This is a genomic window from Janthinobacterium sp. PAMC25594 (assembly GCF_019443505.1).
Lineage (GTDB): Bacteria > Pseudomonadota > Gammaproteobacteria > Burkholderiales > Burkholderiaceae_D > Janthinobacterium.
The window spans coordinates 1,498,345-1,515,363 of record NZ_CP080377.1; the positions used below are offsets into that span (position 1 = coordinate 1,498,345).

The following is a 17,019-nucleotide window of genomic DNA, read 5'->3' on the forward strand; positions in this document are numbered from 1 at the left end:
GATGACAGTTTTACCGAGTGACCGGCGCGGCAAAGACCGGCAAAAAAAATCAACTATAGACGGAGAAGAAGACATGCAGAAAATGGCGATGAAGGACCAATACATTCTTGCGCTCGATCAGGGAACGACAAGCTCACGCGCAGTGTTGTTTGATCGGGCCGGCAACATCGTCTCGGTGGCACAAAAGGAATTCCCGCAAATATATCCGCAGCCGGGTTGGGTCGAACATGACCCGCAGGATATCTGGTCGACGCAGGCCGGCGTCGCCGCCGAAGCCGTCACGCACGCGGGACTGAATGGCGCATCGATCGCCGCCATCGGCATCACCAACCAGCGCGAAACGACCATCGTCTGGGACCGCGAGACGGGCCGCCCCGTGTACAACGCCATCGTCTGGCAAGACCGCCGCACGGCCGATTTCTGCGATGAACTGAAAGGCCGCGGCCTCGAAGCCATCGTGCGGGAAAAAACCGGCTTGCCGATCGATTCGTATTTCTCCGCAACCAAGATCCGCTGGATACTCGACAACGTTCCAGGGGCGCGCGAACGCGCCAACCAGGGCAAGCTCGCCTTCGGCACTGTCGACAGCTGGCTGGTCTGGAATCTCTCGCAGCAGGGACTGCACGTCACCGATGTCACCAACGCCTCGCGCACCATGCTGTTCAACATCCACACGCTGCAATGGGACGACGAGTTGCTGGCCATGATGGATATCCCGCGCAGCATGCTGCCGGAAGTGCATCCGTCTTCCGCCGTCTACGGCACCACCAAAACCACCTTGTTCGCCTCCGCCGTGCCGCTGGCCGGCATCGCCGGCGACCAGCACGCGGCGCTGTTCGGCCAGATGTGCACCAAGCCAGGCATGGTCAAGAACACCTACGGCACAGGTTGCTTCCTGGTGATGAACACGGGCGAAAAACCGATTGAATCGAAGAACAATCTCGTCACCACAATCGCGTGGCAGATCGGCGAACAAGTCAACTACGCGCTCGAAGGCAGTATTTTCATCGGCGGCGCGGTCGTGCAATGGCTGCGCGACGGGCTCGGCATCATCAAGAGCGCTTCTGAAATCGAGGCACTGGCACGCTCGGTGCCGCATGGCGACGGCGTCTATCTGGTGCCGGCCTTCGCCGGACTGGGCGCACCGCATTGGAATCCGCGCGCCCGCGGCACGCTGTTCGGCGTGACGCGCGGCACCACCTCGGCCCACATCGCGCGCGCTGCGCTCGACAGCATCGCCTACCAGTCGCTGGACGTATTGAAGGCCATGGAAGCCGACTTGGGCGGCAAGATCACCGAATTGCGCGTTGACGGCGGCGCGGTGGCCAACGATTTGTTGATGCAATTCCAGTCGGACCTGCTCGGCGTGGACGTGGTGCGCCCGCAAATCACCGAAACGACGGCCCTGGGCGCGGCGTATCTGGCCGGCCTGGCGGTCGGTTACTGGAAGGATGTCAGCGACATACAGGACCAATGGAAACTGGACCGCCGCTTCACGCCGGCGCTCGACGCGAACACAGTGAAGACCCACATACAGGGATGGCAGCGTGCGGTCAACGCCAGCAAAGCCTGGGCCGATGCGGTCTGATCGACCACACGCCCATCCCGCCCACCTCACTGGAAGTCTCACATGCATCCTTTATTCGCCGAATTCATCGGCACCACCTTGCTCGTCCTGCTGGGCAATGGCGTGGTCGCCAACGTCATCTTGCAAAAAACCAAGGGCCACAACAGCGGCCTGGTCGTGATCGCCATCGGCTGGGCGATGGCGGTCTTTGTCGCCGTGCTGTGCACCGCCACCGCCAGCGGCGGCCACCTCAATCCGGTGGTGACCGTGGCGCTGGCGGTGGTCGGGAAATTTCCCTGGGCAAATGTCCCCGCCTATGTCGCCATGCAGATGCTCGGCGGCATGATGGGGGCGTTTCTGGTCTGGGTCATGTACTACAAGCACTTCGAGGCCACCCCCGATGGCGACACCAAACTGGCGGTCTTTTGCACCGGCCCGGCGATCCGTGGCACCTTCGGCAGCCTCGCTTCCGAAATGATCGCCACCTTCGTCCTCGTGTTTGCCGTGCTGAACATGGCGGCGCCGAGCTTCGGACTGGGCGCCATGAGTGCCTTGCCGGTCGCCCTGCTGGTGCTGGGCATCGGCGTGTCGCTCGGCGGCACCACGGGTTACGCGATGAGCCCGGCGCGCGACTTCGGTCCGCGCATCATGCACGCGATCCTGCCCATCCCGGGCAAGCGCGACAGCGATTGGCGCTATGCCTGGGTACCGGTCGTCGGCCCGCTGCTGGGCGCCGTCCTGGCGGCACTGCTGTACAACTATAAGTTTTAATTCCGATCCCACTACTCCCCCGCGTCCGCCGTACAGGGCCGTCTTGCCAGGCAGGACGGATGACAACGCACGGCCGACGCGGCGTGGAGTAGGCACTTTCACCAGGAGACACACATGGCAGCGAAAAAAATCTTGTTTTTGACCGGCGATTTTGCGGAAGATTATGAAATGATGGTGCCGTTCCAGGCATTGCAGATGGTCGGCCACACGGTGCATGCCGTCTGCCCGGGCAAGAAGAGCGGGGACAAGATCAAGACCGCGATTCACGACTTCGAGGGCGACCAGACCTATACGGAGAAGCCGGGGCATCTGTTTGCGCTCAATGCCAGCTTCGACGAAGTCGAGGTGGGCGACTACGACGCCCTGATGATCACGGGCGGTCGCGCGCCCGAATATCTGCGCCTGAACCCGCGCGTGATCGAGATCGTGCGCCAATTCTCCGCCGCCGACAAACCGATCGCGGCCATCTGTCATGGCGCGCAAGTGCTGGTCGCCGCCGATGTCATCCGCGGAAAACGCATTGCGGCGTATCCCGCGTGCGCGCCGGAAGTGCGCCTGGCCGGTGGCGACTATGCGGACATTGCAGTGGACCAGGCAGTCACCGATGGCGGTTTCGTCACGGCGCCGGCATGGCCCGCGCACCCGCAATGGCTGGCGCAATTTCTCCAGCGACTGGGAACAGCAATCACGCTCTGATCCGTGAAACAGCTAAGTAATCCGCAGTCAATTATTGTGAATTTATGAAGAACATAAGCGGATGCTTGCAAGCCGCCCGCTGCGATGCAGTGCGAGCACTGCTAGCGCGGCTGGGATTGCGGCTGGGCCATGTATCACTGCCGGCATAAATCGACGACTGGCGCAACGAGCTGGAACCGGCCTTGAATGCGGCCTGAGGCCCTGTTTCAAACCGCACGGAGGGGACTTCATGCCATAATCGGCGGCATGTCTTCTCCTCCTACTCCCCCTGAGCAGCCGGTATCTGGCCTGTTCCGCGCCGAATATGCGCGGCGCATGAATGCCGTGCTCGATCATATCGACCACCACCTCGACACGCCGCTGGACCTGGCGCAGCTGGCCGACGTCGCGCATTTTTCGCGCTTCCACTTTCACCGCGTGTTCGCCGCCTGGATGGGCGAAACGCTGGGCGACTATGCGCGCCGGCGTCGCCGCGAAAAACGCTGCCATGCTCACGGCCATGCGCCAGCGCCGGCAAGATAGCAATCCGGATCAGGCCATGCGCAATGCGGATCAGGAAACCGGGCCGAACTTCCAGCACCATGGGTACTCCAATCCATTTTATAGAGAGAGTCCCATGCAAGTTACCATCATCGACCTGCCGCCCGCCAGCGTGGCGTGCCAGCGCCATATCGGTCCCTACGGCCCCGCCATCGGTGCATTCTGGCGCGACACCGTCGCACCATGGATGCAGTCGCACGGCCTGGGCGACGCCACCTGCTACGGCATCGGACATGACGATCCCAGCATCACGCCGCCCGACAAATGCCGCTATGACGCCTGCGTCGCCTTGCCAGAGGGCTTCCAGCCAGGCGGCCGGGCCAGCATCACCACCCTGCCCGGCGGGCGCTATGCGGTAACGCAGTTCAAGGGGCCGTCCAGCGCCATCGCCGAGACGTGGACGCGCATGACGCGCGAATAGCTGCCGGCCAGCGGCCTGCAGTGGGACGAGCGCCCCTGCTTCGAGCGCTTTTCCGCCGCCACGGCCATGGACCCGGCCACCGGCGAATTCTCTTGCGAGATCTGCATTCCCGTGCGGCCCCTGTAACAACAGCGTAGGTCGGATTAGCGCGCAAGCGCGTAATCCGACGCCACCAGGGACATGGCCAACAATGTTGTCGGATTACGCTACGCTAATCCGACCTACGCGCGAGCCACTGCGCGACTTGCCCGACCCTGTCTGCGACCGTGCCGGACACATCGACATACGCAATCCCCCGCCGCGCCAGCTCGTCCCTGTACCACGCATGCTGACGCGCGCGGAAATCGCCGTCGCGGCGCGTGCCGTCCTGGATGAAGGGGAAATCGGGGGCGCACAGCAGCACCAGCTCGTAGCGGTGTTCGGCCAGCCGCGCCAGTTCCTGCTCGGCCCTGCCGAACATCTCGACACAGTAAAAATAGGTGGTCAGGGGCGACGTGTCGCAAAACAGCCAGCGCTGCGCGGCCATGGCGGCTTGCGCTTCGCGGCGCAGCTGTTCCCTGCCGATTTTCAGCAGATCGTCGTAGTGCAAAATGCCATCCTGGCTTTCCCACAGCTCACGGCCATACTCGGCCACCCAGCCGGTATCGAAATGCGCCGCCAGCGCGGCGGCCAGGGTCGTCTTGCCGCTCGATTCGCCACCCAGCACGCACACGCGCGTGACAAAATCGGCGCGCACGACGGGCGACAGGAAGGCGCTGTGGGCCTGCGGGTCTTGCCTTACCCGCGTTCCGGACACGGGCACCAGCGTTCTCGCCTGGTCCACGCTGACATGCGCCACCGGCCCGCTTGCGTAATGCCGTTCCAGCACACGCGCAAAGCCGGGACCGTAATCCTCGCTGCTGAACACCGCATCGACGGGCAGCGCCAGCACCGTCCAGCACAGCCAGCCCATGAAGTGGCGATGCGCGTCGCCCTCGTCGTCGTTGTGCGGCAGCGGACGCGCAGGCACGCGACGCGCCACGCACAGGGCGGCCAGGCGCGCATCGTCCAGTACCACGACCACCGCCTGCGGGAACCGCGCGCGCAGCCAGGTTTCCCGGCGCGCCGGTTCCAGGCCGGGAAATTCAGGCCTGGTGTAGCTGACCACCAGCAGCTCTTCGCACCCTTCCGTGGCGCGCTGTATCAATAGTTCATGGCCCAGGTGCAGCGGGCAGAATTTGCCCACGACCAGGCCCCGTTTGTATCTGCTCATACTGCCGCTTCCCGCAAATCCGACGTGTATTGAATGATCTTGTCTTCCGCCAGCAAGGTCTCGACCGTGACGACGCCGAAAAAAGGCGCCAGCAAGGCGCGCGCCTGGTCGGCCTGCGGCATGGCGCCCGGCGCCAGGCGCAGCGCGACGCTGCCATCGCCATGCTGGTGCACGCCGAACAGGGCGATGGCCAGCGGCTTCAAGGCGTGCGTGATGTCGATATTGTTGATCCACTGTCCCTGCGCCGTGCGATAACGCAAGGGGCTGCGGCCCGCCAGGCCCGCCAGCACGGGACCGTCGGGGCCATGCGCCAGCGAGGCGTAATCGCCCGTGCGGTAGCGCACCAGGGGCAGGCAAAAGTTAAACCCGCCCGTCACCGTGATTTCGCCGCGTGCCCCATCCGGCACGGGCTGGCCCGCGCTATCGAGGATTTCCACGTACAAGCGGTGCTGCAGCAGCACGTGCCCGCCCGCCCGCTCGTCGTAGACGGCCACCGGCCCCACTTCATTGAGCGAATAGATGTCGAGCACGGGGCAGCCGAAACGCTGTTCCAGGCGCGCGCGCATGCCGGGCAACAGCATCATCGAGACGGACAGCAGCGCGGCCGGCTTGTGCGTCATGGGCAAGGTCAGCAGCTCGGCAAACGAGATGGGATCGCCCGCGATCAACTCGGGCGCCATGGCGTCCAGGTAGCGCGCGCGGTCATCCGGCTCGCGCCAGTCGTCCGGGTGCAGGTTGATCTTCGCCAGTCCCGATTCGTTCATCGTGGGCGTGACGGAGACATAGGTGAAGCAGCGGCGCTGGTGCCCCAGCAGCATGACACCCACCTGGCCCGCGCCATGGCGCAGAATCACGCCGAAGCGGCGCAGCGCGCGCTTGTGGAAGGCCCGGTAGCGCCCCGCCACCAGCGGGTGCGAGGCGATCAGCAGCGGGTGGCCCGTGGTGCCCGTCGTCTGGAAATTGATCATGCGCGCCAGGTCCGCATCGTCGGGCACGAAGGCGGCGATATCGTGCGCCAGTTCGGCGCGGCTGATGGGCGCCACGTCCGCCAGGCGAGAAGGCGGCGAACCGCAGGCGCGGTAATGCGGCACCGTGGCATAAGTCACCTTGAGAAAATCGGGCAGCCAGGATGGCGGCGCGGCGGCGCTCCAAGCGACTACCGCGTCCATGACCTCCTGCTCATAGACGCGCAGTGCTTCAACCTCCCCGGCCAGCAGCTTGTTGCCGCTGCGGTTGCGGTACCAGGGCGCGCAAGGATGGCTGCGCAGTTTTGCCAGCATGCGCGCGCCGGCCGGCGTCAGGGTGGGACAGTAATCGCGGTCCGATGCCCAGGCGCCGCCCGGCAGATTGACGTCAGGTTTGCCAGCGAGCGTCATTCGCGCGACCACTTGTCGGCCGATTCCTCGGCCGCCTTTTTCGCCAGCGCCTCGCGGATCTCGCGCGAGCGCTGCTCGGCCAGGCGGCTCGCTTCGAGCAGGCGGCGGCGCTCCGTGCCGCTGATGGCGGACAACCTGTCCGTGGCCTGCGCCACGCTTTCGTCGCGGGGCCGAAAGCCCAGGCGCGCCAGCACGATGCGCGCCAGCTCCTCGCGCCGCTCCGGGTCTTGCGTGAACTGGTGGGCGGGCGTACTGGCGGCCAGTTCGCGCGCCGCCTCGCCCAGCACCTGCAGCAGATCATGCTGCGGCAACTGCTGGCCGATGAACCACTCGTCGGCCAGCAGCCAGCACAGGATCATGGCCAGCGCCAGACGGTTGCGGTCGGCCTTCACCTGCGCGCCGATAAACCCCTGCAGCGACGTGGCCGGCGCGCGCGCGCCATGCAGCAGCACAATGTCGTTGACCAGCGCGGCAACCGCCACGGCCTGCGCATTGGCGACGCCGGCGATGCGCGGCTCGGCGAGGAATTCGACGGGGGTGTCGGCCAGGCGGTGGGTTAATATTTCGAGTAGTGGGCCAAGAGTGTTCATCGCTTTACTTTTAAAATCCAACCCTAAATGCAAATGCCGGGGTCGGTTCCTTCGGAATCGCAATACGGTCCATTGGACCGTATTGCCCCGCCGGGTCCGACCTCGGATTTCGCCGTTGGGGTAATTTAAACATAGTGGCGCCGGCTGAACGCGCGCGCAAAGTCCAGCAAGTCCTCGTAGCGCTCGACGGCGTGGATATCCCAGCCCTGCTCGCCGCGCGCGCGTTTTAAAACGTCATAGGTTTGCTGCAGCCACTTGTTGGCCGCCGCGCCATCCCAGTCGCGCGCCAGGTTCAGGGCCATGGTGCCGCCCGCGCCGCCCTGGGCCAGCGCCTTGGCGGAAATATCCCAGCCGCTGTTGCCCAGTTCATCGTTGTCGAACATGGTGGTGATGCCATCGTCGGAAATCATCAGGATGTGCGCGGGCCGTTCGCGCTTGCCCGCATAGGTCTTGCGCAGGCAGTGGATGGGAAAGCACGTGCCGCCGCCAAAAAATTCCGTCAGCACGCCCAGGATCATGTCTTCATCGCGCACGAAGCCGGGCGTCTGCATCACCTCGTTCTTGCCGCTCCACAGGGTCACCTTTACTTTCGCGCCGGCGCGCAGGGCGGACAGGGCGATGACGGCGCCGGCCAGTGTCAAAAACGAGGTGTGCGCCTGCGGGTTCGGCATGGAGCCGGAACTGTCCACGTACATGTCCAGGTCGACGGGCACGGCGTCGATGGCGCGCGCCGGTTCGCGACCATACACGCGGCGCACGGTGGTCACGCCGGGCACGGGGCGCGGCGACTGCATCACGGATTGCAGCCAGTCGATTTCCTCGAGTGGATCGCCGATTTCCCACGCCTCCAGCCCTTCCATCTGCGGTTCCTGCGATTCGGGGACCGGACGGCTGGGAAACGCCACCAGGTGCGGCAAGGCCCGCTCGCGGTAGTAGCGGATGGCGATTTCATGGTCGCTCAGATCGATGCCCGATGCCTTCAAAATGTCGCCCAGCTCGAACGGTTCGCGCAACTGGCCGCCGCCCGCCTTGGCCGGCGCCTCGCCTGGCGGCTCCTCGCCATCGAGGCCGGAAATGCGCTTGTCGTGCACGGGATGGATGGCGCCGCCCTCCTCGTCATCCTCGATCTGCTGCGCGCCGTAGGTCTGGCAGCCCCTGGCCGCGTCGCGCGTGTCCTGCAGATAGCGGCTCGGGCTCAGAGCGTCCGTATCGTCAACCAGATAGGGCAGCAGCAAGGTGGCGAAGCGGCCCGCCGCCAGCATCCAGTCGTTCGCGTAGACGCGTATCAGGCGCGCGCCCAGCCAGGCGTCCGTATCCAGGCGCTCGTCGGCACGACCGCCTCCCAGTTCCCCCTTTTCCAGCTGCCACAGGTTTTCATAGATGCGCATGTACAGGGTCCACACGCCGCCGCTTTTAGCGTCAGCTTGCACCTCGCGCCCCTGCTGCAACTTGCGGTAGATGTCGGCCATGCGCAAATTCGCCTGGCGCTGCAAGCGGTCGTTGATGAACAGGTCCGTGTACAGGTTGGCCACCATGGGCGCATGCTGCTCCAGGGTGGGCAAGGCGCGGCGCATGCGCGCCAGCAGGCGAAACTGGTCGCCGGCGCTGCCCGGCGCGAGGATATGGTGGCCGATTTCATGCGCGAGGATTTCCAGCGCATAGTCGTCCAGCCCCAGTTCCGTCACCAGCGGCAGGTCCACCACCACGCTCTGGTCCAGCAGGCGGATCATGGCGAAGCTGCCGGACAAGCCCTGCTTGCTGGCCTCGACGTGGCTGGCGCACAGGCTGGGGTCGCGCAGGCGCGTAAATTTGCTCCACACGGCCAGGGCGTCGGGCCAGGCGGCGCGCCAGGCCTCGATCAGAGCGGGGACGGCATCGTTCTTCATGCGAGCGGCAGCAGGCGGATCGCGTGCGTCCACGGCGACGTGACGGCGATCGTATGCGCATTCGCGGCGATGGCCATGTCGCCGGCCGGCACATCGAGTTCGATGCGGCGCGCGCCGATCTGCAGGGTCGCCCCATCGAGCCGCACGGACGCTGGCATATCGGCATTCGCCTGCTCGAACTCCTGCGCCATGGCGCTGTGCAGCACGGCGCCATAGGCGTCGGCCACCAGCAGGTAATGACGCTCGCCGCTATACACGACAAAGCCATCCGCAGAAGCGCGCACCAGCGGCGGCGTGCCGAAAGCGCCACCGAGGCCCGTAAAGGAACCGAACTCCCGACCGTCCGCATTGCCGCGCCACGGATTTTCCTGTAACTGCGCACGCACCTGCGGCCATGGCGCACCAGGCTCGCCGAAGGCGGCCAGCGCCAGCGCGGGCGGCAAGGTGTCGGCGGCGGCCAGCGCGCCCTGGCGGAAATGCGCGACGCCGGCGCGCCAGGCCAGCACCTGGCCCACGGCGCGCAGCTGCGCCAGCGTGGCGATCCGCGCCGCGAGGGCGGCCAGCTCGCGCTGCCACTGCGCGGGACGCGCGCCCGCCACGGAGGCGATGTGGAGGGCGGCGTTGCTGAGCATGCCCAGCACGTCGACCGGGGCGGTGGAGAGCAGCGGCGCAAACGATGGCGCCAGTTCGCGCCAGACGGTATTCAAGAAAGGGGTTTTCGCGGCCGGACCGGCCAGCCCATGGCCCACCAGTTCCAGGGCCATATCGTAGGCGGCCAAGGTGACGCCGCCCACGCGCTCGGGCGCGGCGGCGGCCACGGCCACCACCAGCGGATCGACGCCATCGCGCAAAAAGGCGGAAAAAGCAGCCATGTCGAGCGCGGGAAAGCGCCGGCGCGCTTCCGCTGCGCGCGCATTGAACTGGGCGCGGCCGCTGGCAAGTATCGAGGCAAAGGCAGGAGAAATCATCGCGGCCCGTCAGTCGCTGTGCGAAAAGTGCAGCAGATAGCGTTCATTCCCCAGTTCGAACGCGATCTCGTCCCAGTGGATCGCGTACCAGAAACCGGCGGGCGGCGTCATCGTCACGGCGTGCAGGGAAAATCCGCCCAGCGCCTCGTCGAGCGACTCCAGGAACCTTGCCACCAGTTGCGCGCGAAAGCGCCCCGGTGGCGCCACCTGCATGTGCCGCGACGAGAAAAACCAGCGCTGGCACACCTGTTCCAGCTGGGCGCGCCCGCACGGCGCCGCAGGGAGGCGCCACAGGGCCGCCGGCAAGTCGCGTGCGGGTACGATGACGTGCAGGGCATAATCCTCCACACGCAAGCCCAGCGCCGTGGCGAGGTCCGGCGCATCGGGCAGGCGCTGCAGCTCGTAGCTCGCGCACAGGTCGCTGGCTTCACTATTGAGTAGAGCCAGCGCGTCCAGGAAGCCTTGACAATGCTGGATACTCATTGCGAACGCAGCCAGCTGCGGTAATTCGTATAGCGCTGATGCAGGTATTTGAGTTTCAGCAAATCGTCATACAGAGGGCCGTACAGCTTGCGCCCCTTCGTGCGTTCGCCGATCAGCTTTTCAATGCGGTTCAGGCGCGCCAGGGTCTCGCGCTCGCTGACGCCATCGAGTCCCAGGTCGAATTCGGCCGACAGCACGCCGACAGGATCGTCGCGGTCCAGGTCCAGGCGGTTGAATTCATCGTTCGACAAATCGAACAAACGGCGCAGCCAGCCCAGTCTGTCGCTGCGGTAGGCGGCGTTTTCCGGCAGCGCGAAAAACGGCGCGTCCGGGTCAGGCTGCAGCTTGTTATGCAGGACGAAGGGCAGCACCTGGCGCAAGTCTTCCAGCTCCACTTCACCGTTACCGCGAAAATACGCCATGGCCTTGGCATAGATCAGCAACGCCATCAGGGTGCGCACGGAGATGCCGTTCAGGGTCTGGCAGCCGAGATCCTTCAAGCGGTCGCGCCCATTGTCGGCCGCCTGCGCGGCGCCCCGGTCGGCGCCCGCCAGACGGGCCGTATCCTTGGTCATGTATTCGAACTGGCCGCCCGCCGTTTCGAACAGCTCGAACTGGCTGGCGAAGAATTCCAGGCGGCGGCGCACGGCGTCGGGTATGCCCACCTGGCGGATGGATTCGCCGATTTGATCCACCTCGCCTTCCGTGAAGATGATATCGGGCGGCACCAGCTCTTCGGGACGCACGTTTTCTTCCACGCGCAGCAGCAGCTCGTTCAGAAAGCGGGGATTGAAAGCGAGTGCCTGCACCGTCACGTCGACCCGGTCGCGCAGTGCCTCGATCACCTGGTAGGTGCCGCCGCCCTGGTCGTCATTGGCCGTCAGATACCAGGCCGCTTCCGGGCATTCATAAATATGGTTCAGCACTTCCGCGTAATTGTCGCCCATGACGGTCAGCAGCGCGCTTTGCGTGCGCGTGGGAATGCGGTTGTATTCATCGACGATTTTCACGCGCATGCCCAGCCAAGCGCGCCAGGCGATGCGGATATCGTCCATGCTTTGCGCGTTGACCAGGTCGGCCGGCAGCGGATTGCCGAGCAAATCGGCCACCGTCATCTGCGGGTGGCCGTGCTGCATCGCGCGTTTGACTTCCTTGACGGTGGAGCCGGCCAGCACGCCCATCAGCAAGGCGCTGGCCGTCTTGCCACGCCCCGGTCCGCCGACGAACAGGCATTTGCGGCGCGTGGCGAACGTCAGCAGCGGCAGCAAAATAAAACTCGAATAGCTTTGCGCCGACGGCAAATTCAGGGTGCGGCGGCTGTCGCCCACGGAATAGGTCTGCGACGGGCCGTCGTTGTACTCGATGTCGTAATGGGGGCTGATGATGGCGTGGTTGACGATCCAGAAATACGCCTGGCGCAGCTTTTCATCGAACGGCCTGGCGGCCGCCTCGCCTTCCGCTCCCAGCGCGATGGGGCCCTGGTACAGGTCGGCCACGTCGAACTGCCGCGCGGCGGGTACGGCCTTGGGCTTGGTGGGGGCCTGGGACAGGCGCTGGAACAAATTGAAGGCGGACATGGCTCGTTTACTTTAGATGGGGTCAGACCCGGCGGGTCTGCCCCGGGTATGAAATTATTACATATCAAGTGCCTTCGCCTTGTTCAAATCAACAACGGTTTCGTCCAGCTTGCGCCAGCGCCACCAGCCCAGCGCCACGCAGGCCAGCAGCAAGGCCAGCAAGCCCGCCACTTCATGGCGAATTTCATACAGCGAGGCGCCCATCTGGTTCAGCGCGACAAAGCCCTGGATGCCGGCCGTGGACGGCAGCAGCCAGCGCAGCCATTGCAGCACGACGGGCATGGACGACACGGGCCAGGTCAGGCCCGCGAGGAACAGCACGGGCATCGAGGTGGCGATCATCAGCTGCGTGCCCCGCTCGCGCGTGCGGAACAGCATGCCCAGCAGCATGCCGAACGCCGCTTCCGCCAGCGAGAACAGCACCAGCAGCAAGAGCATGCCGCCGAAGTTGCCGCCACGGGGATAATCCTGGAACCAGAAGACAAAGCCGAAGAAATAGCAGCAATTGAGAAAGGCCACGCAGGCAAACGCCAGCAGCATGCCCGCATAGCCGCCCGCCGTGCGCCGGCCTGCCACGGGGAAGGTCTTGCGCTGGTACCAGGTGCCGAACAGCATGGTCATGCCGATCAGCAAGGTTTGCTGCACGATCAGTGTCGCCACGCCGGGCACGACATACGCGCCATAGCCTTCCTTGACGTTAAACAGGGGCACGGCATCGAAGGCGATGGGCGAACGCTGCTGGTTGGCCTGCACGGTCGACGGCGTGCCCGCGCCCAAACGCTTGAGCTCGATACCGGCCGACACGGTGCCCACCACTTCCGCCAAGCCGTTCAAGGCCACCTTGTTCAGCATCAGATACAGGCCATTGCCCGCCACCTGCGCGTGGGCGGCGCGGCCGGCCAGCACGTCCGTCTGCAAGCCTTCGGGCAGGATCAAGACGCCCATGACCTTGTCGCGCCACAATAAATCTTGCGCGACGGGCAAGTCCGGCGTTACGGCGATCACCTGCAAGGAGGGATGGGCCATGGCGAAGCGCGTCAGCTGGCGCGACATGGCGCTGCGGTCCTGGTCGACGACGGCCACGGGCACGCGCTGGACGATTTCCGTCGAGTACGGCAGCGGATAGAAGAAGGAATAGATGATGCCGCCAATAAACAGCAAGGTCAGCGCGCCCTTGTCCGTCAGCATGGCGCGCCAGGTGGCGATAAAGGATTGCCACATCATGCGCGCCCCCATGCCGCCGGCGCATTCGCGCGGCGTGCCAGCAGGAATACGCCCACGGCGCCGCAGCCGACGGCAAAGCCGGCCAAAATGAGCATTTCCTGCACGCCATAACGCCACGGCGCGCCGGCCAGCCAGTATTTGGTTTGCAGCTGCAGATAATGCGTGAGCGGCAAGGCTTCCGCCCAGGCGCGCGCGGGCGCCGGCATGGCCATCAGGGGAAAGGCCTGGCCCGCGAACGCGAACGCCGGTGCCGTGATAAATGCCGCGCCCGACAGCGCCAGGCGCAGCGACAAGGTAGCGGCGATCAGCAAGGTGGCCAGGCCGCAATACGCGAGCACCAGCAGCAACATGCTCAGCAGCAATGCCGGCAAGCTGCCCGCCACGGCCCAGTCCCGCGCCAGGCTGAAAAACAGCAGATACAGCAGCGCCAGCGCACAGTAGGCGATGAGGGGAAACAGCAGCTTGGCGCCGACGGCGCGCAGCCAGCTGCCGTTGGCCGAGGTCAGCCATTGCGGCACCGTGCCGTCGCGTAACTCGCGTCCGATGGACGTGACGACGGCGACGACGATGAAAATCTGCAGCATGGCCGGCATCAGGGCCAGGGTCAGAAACGCTTCATAGCTGGTGTTTTCATTATACAAACTGTTCAGGGTCGTGCGGATCGGTTCGAACTGGGCCGCCGCCTGCACGCCCGACATGCCTTTTTTCATCCTCGCCGTCATCTCGATACCGGCCGACAAGGTCGTGCTGACCGTGCGCACGTCGCGCAGCAAGGCGCCCGCGTGCGAGGAAAACTGCGCGTTGTACAGCCATTGCACGGTGGCTTGCCGGCCGCTCAGCAGCTTCTGTTCAAAATCGTTCGGGATCAGCAGATAGCCGAACGCCGTGCGTTCGCGCAGCCGGTGCAGCGCTTCGTCGCTGGACGCCACTTTCGCCGCCACCGCGATGCCGGGCGACGCGTCGAGCCAGCGCGTGAGCTGGCGCGACAAGGTGGAGTTGTCGTTATCGATGACGACGATGGGCAAGTCGCGCGCGATGCCGGCGGAAAACACCAGCCACAATATGCCGCACAGCGCGACGGGAATCCAGCTGAGCATGCCCAGATCCCAGAAATCGCCGCGCAGCCGCGCCCACTCGCGCGCCAGCGCAGAAACCGGCCCTTTATCCGCTTCGTTCATCGCGTATCAGAGCGGTGGAAACACGACCGACATGCCCGGACGCAAACCCTCGACCTTGATGGCGGGACGCAAGCGGATTTCAAACGTGCGCAAATCCGTGCCGCCCGGACGGGCCGCGCGCCACGTGGCGAAGTCCGGCAGCACGGCCACCGAACTGACCTTGAAGCTCACTTGCTGTTTCAGCGCCGGCACATTGGCCGTATGCATGCTGCCCATGGCAAACGCGGCCATGTCATCTTCGCGCACCTGCAGCACGGCCCAGGCGTCATCGAGATTCACCAGGGTGATGACGGGGAAGCCTTGCGGCGCCAGTTCGCCCGGCTGTATCTGGATCTTGCTGACCTGCCCGGCCACCGGCGCGGCGATCTTCGTTTCCGCCAGAGCGATCTGCGCTTCCGTCAGCACGGCGCCCACCTGGCGCGCCTGCGCGGCGGCGGCCGTCTTGTCTTCCGGACGGGCGCCCTTTTGCGCCATGTCATATTGCGCGCGGGCCGCTTGCGCCAGCTGGTCGGCGGCGCGCCATTGCGCTTGCGCCTCGTCGCGTTTCTGCTGGGCAATCACGCCTTGCTCGTACATATTGTTGACGCGGGTGTACGTGGTCCTGGCGATGGTCGCCCCCGTTTGCGCCCGTTCCCAGTTGGCTTTTGCGGCCGCCACTTCTTCCGGACGCGCGCCCGCTTGCGCCTTTTGCGCCACGGCATCGGCTGCCTGCGTGGCGGCTGTCGCTTGCGCGATCTTCGCGTCCACTTCCGGGCTCGTCAGCTGGAACAGCAGCTCACCTTTCGGCACCGTCTGGCCCAGCTTGACGTACAACTGGCCCACCCTGCCCGGCACTTTCGACGAGACATTAACTTCCTGCGCATCCATCTGCCCCTGCAAAGGCAGGCGCTGCGGCTGGAATGCCTGGTACAGGCCCCAGCCGACGAAGCCCAGGACGATGATGGCGGCGACTATGGCCAACGGTTTTTTGGAGGTGCTCATTATTATTTGTCCACAGGTAATTGGATATCGGCCGCGGCGGCCAGGCTGCCCAGACGCTGCGTCTCGCCCGTCGCTTCCAGCAATTGCGCCAGCCCCATCACATAGTTATAGGCCGTCTGTGCGCGCTGGGTTTCCACCTTCGCCAGGTTCAGGCGCGCATCGACCACTTCCAGCGACGTCACTTGTCCTTGCTGGAAGGCGACTGTTTGCAAGCGGATATTTTCGCGCGCCAGCTCCACCGACGAGGCCGTGGACAGGTACTGGATGCGGGCGTTTTCCAGCGCGCGCCAGTTCTTTTCGATCAGGGTGGGAATGTCGCGCTCGGCCTGGCGCGCCACCACTTCCACGCGCTCCTGGTCCAGTTTGGCGGCGGCGATCATCTTGCCCGTGTTGATGCGGTGCACCAGCGGCACGGACACGACCAGGCCGATGGCCCAGTTCGAACGCACGAGCTTTTCGCTGCCGCGATTCAAGTTGTAGTTACCGATGGCAAACACGGTGGGCGCATATTCCTTGCCATGCAGCTTCAAGGCTTGCTCGGCCTGCACGCGCTTGCTGTCGATCTTTTTCCAGTTCGCATTTTCGCGCATGCCCGTGTTGATGAACGATTGCAAAGTGCCGACTGGCAAGCTGTTGACGAACAGGGGCGTGCTGGGCCGCACTTGGGTATTGACGGCAAGCAAACGGTCGAGCGCCACCTGGGCGATTTCCTCGTCGCTGCGCGCCTGCGCCTCGTCGCTGCGGGCGCTGTCCAGGGCCACGTCGGCGCGCAGGCGTTCCGCGCGCGAAATCAGGCCGCCCTTTTCCAGCTTGGCCGCGTCGCGCTGGTGCTGCGTCACGCCGGCCGTCACTTCGGCCCGCACGGCCACCACCCGCTTGGCCAGCAACAACTGGAAATAGCGCTGCGCCACCAGGGTGGCCAGCTGTTCTTCCGCTTCCGTGTGCTCCGCCTGCGCGGCCAGGGTCAGGCTGGAAGCGAGGCCCTTGACGGCATCCAGCCGTCCGCCCGTGTAGATGGGCCACATGCCCAGCAAGCCGAACGAGGTCAGGTCCGTCACCACTTCGCGGTTCAGGGAGTTGGGAATCTGTGGCTTGGGCAAGCCGGGAACCGGCGGCAGCACCGATTCGATGCCGCCCACCACGCCGGCCAGGCCGCTCGTATCGATGCTCAAGTCCGTCGACAAACGGCCGCGAAACGCCGTCAAGTCCACGGAAGGGCCATCGATATTCGACAGCGCCTCGGCCTTGAGGGTTTTCGCGCGCACGTCGAGCGCGGCGCCCTGCACGGCGCCCGAGGCGGCCGCCGCTTGCTGCAGCGCTTCGCTGAATGTCAGCGGTTCCGCCAGGGCGGGCATGGCCGCGCCCAGCGCGCCCGCCAGCAATAATGATAAATGTCCTTGCAATCTGCCCATGTAGCGTCCAGTCAATGAATGAGGGGAAAGCACGGGGTTGCCATGTTTATACTTTCACAATAGCAATTATATCCATGGATGTCCATTCCACCCTGCA

16 protein-coding genes are annotated in these 17,019 nt (G+C 65.0%); 5 read left to right on the plus strand and 11 right to left on the minus strand.

Features of this window, described 5'->3' with window-relative positions; all coding sequences use genetic code 11:
• Positions 1-88: 88 nt before the first annotated feature.
• The 5 genes from glpK (at position 89) to KY494_RS06620 (ending at position 3,995) form a co-directional block, all read left to right on the plus strand.
• Positions 89-1,588 carry a glycerol kinase GlpK gene (glpK, locus tag KY494_RS06600; protein WP_219134890.1) on the plus strand — a complete coding sequence of 500 codons (1,500 nt, stop codon included), beginning with the start codon at positions 89-91 and terminating at the stop codon, positions 1,586-1,588.
• Positions 1,589-1,630: 42 nt separating this feature from the next.
• The gene (locus KY494_RS06605; protein WP_219890357.1) at positions 1,631-2,338 is read left to right on the plus strand and encodes an MIP/aquaporin family protein; all 708 of its coding nucleotides are present in this window, start codon (positions 1,631-1,633) and stop codon (positions 2,336-2,338) included.
• A gap of 114 nt (positions 2,339-2,452) precedes the next feature.
• Positions 2,453-3,034: a DJ-1/PfpI family protein gene (locus KY494_RS06610; protein ID WP_219890358.1), complete on the plus strand. Its 582-nt coding sequence runs from the start codon at positions 2,453-2,455 to the stop codon at positions 3,032-3,034.
• 246 nt (positions 3,035-3,280) lie between these two features.
• A complete protein-coding gene (locus KY494_RS06615) occupies positions 3,281-3,556 on the plus strand; it encodes a helix-turn-helix transcriptional regulator (protein ID WP_219890359.1) in 276 nt (91 codons plus the stop codon).
• A 94-nt stretch (positions 3,557-3,650) separates the two neighbouring features.
• Positions 3,651-3,995 carry a GyrI-like domain-containing protein gene (locus KY494_RS06620; RefSeq protein WP_258194709.1) on the plus strand — a complete coding sequence of 115 codons (345 nt, stop codon included), beginning with the start codon at positions 3,651-3,653 and terminating at the stop codon, positions 3,993-3,995.
• Between the two features lie 211 nt (positions 3,996-4,206).
• Here KY494_RS06620 and KY494_RS06625 read toward each other — a convergent pair whose 3' ends face one another.
• From KY494_RS06625 to KY494_RS06675, 11 genes are all read right to left on the minus strand, one after another.
• Positions 4,207-5,247, minus strand: a complete 1,041-nt coding sequence (locus KY494_RS06625) for an AAA family ATPase (protein ID WP_219890360.1) — start codon at positions 5,245-5,247, stop codon at positions 4,207-4,209.
• Positions 5,244-6,623, minus strand: coding sequence for a capsule biosynthesis protein CapK (locus tag KY494_RS06630; protein ID WP_219890361.1), 1,380 nt, complete (start codon positions 6,621-6,623; stop codon positions 5,244-5,246). The genes KY494_RS06625 and KY494_RS06630 overlap by 4 nt, the downstream gene beginning before the upstream one ends.
• Positions 6,620-7,213: a hypothetical protein gene (locus tag KY494_RS06635; protein ID WP_258194711.1), complete on the minus strand. Its 594-nt coding sequence runs from the start codon at positions 7,211-7,213 to the stop codon at positions 6,620-6,622. Before KY494_RS06635 ends, KY494_RS06630 begins: the two co-directional genes overlap by 4 nt.
• A 125-nt stretch (positions 7,214-7,338) precedes the next feature.
• Positions 7,339-9,099, minus strand: coding sequence for a VWA domain-containing protein (locus KY494_RS06640; RefSeq protein WP_219890363.1), 1,761 nt, complete (start codon positions 9,097-9,099; stop codon positions 7,339-7,341).
• A complete protein-coding gene (locus KY494_RS06645) occupies positions 9,096-10,067 on the minus strand; it encodes a hypothetical protein (protein WP_219890364.1) in 972 nt (323 codons plus the stop codon). Before KY494_RS06645 ends, KY494_RS06640 begins: the two co-directional genes overlap by 4 nt.
• A gap of 9 nt (positions 10,068-10,076) precedes the next feature.
• Positions 10,077-10,550: a hypothetical protein gene (locus KY494_RS06650; RefSeq protein ID WP_219890365.1), complete on the minus strand. Its 474-nt coding sequence runs from the start codon at positions 10,548-10,550 to the stop codon at positions 10,077-10,079.
• A complete protein-coding gene (locus KY494_RS06655) occupies positions 10,547-12,127 on the minus strand; it encodes an AAA family ATPase (RefSeq protein ID WP_219890366.1) in 1,581 nt (526 codons plus the stop codon). The genes KY494_RS06650 and KY494_RS06655 overlap by 4 nt, the downstream gene beginning before the upstream one ends.
• Positions 12,128-12,184: 57 nt before the next feature.
• Positions 12,185-13,351: an ABC transporter permease gene (locus tag KY494_RS06660; protein ID WP_219890367.1), complete on the minus strand. Its 1,167-nt coding sequence runs from the start codon at positions 13,349-13,351 to the stop codon at positions 12,185-12,187.
• Positions 13,348-14,529 (minus strand): ABC transporter permease, encoded by a 1,182-nt coding sequence (locus KY494_RS06665; RefSeq protein WP_219890368.1) that lies wholly within the window; start codon positions 14,527-14,529, stop codon positions 13,348-13,350. The genes KY494_RS06660 and KY494_RS06665 overlap by 4 nt, the downstream gene beginning before the upstream one ends.
• Before the next feature lie 6 nt (positions 14,530-14,535).
• On the minus strand, positions 14,536-15,510 hold the full coding sequence (locus KY494_RS06670; RefSeq protein WP_219890369.1) for an HlyD family secretion protein: 975 nt from the start codon (positions 15,508-15,510) through the stop codon (positions 14,536-14,538).
• 2 nt (positions 15,511-15,512) lie between these two features.
• Positions 15,513-16,922 carry a TolC family protein gene (locus tag KY494_RS06675; RefSeq protein WP_258194713.1) on the minus strand — a complete coding sequence of 470 codons (1,410 nt, stop codon included), beginning with the start codon at positions 16,920-16,922 and terminating at the stop codon, positions 15,513-15,515.
• Between the last annotated feature and the right edge of the window lie 97 nt (positions 16,923-17,019).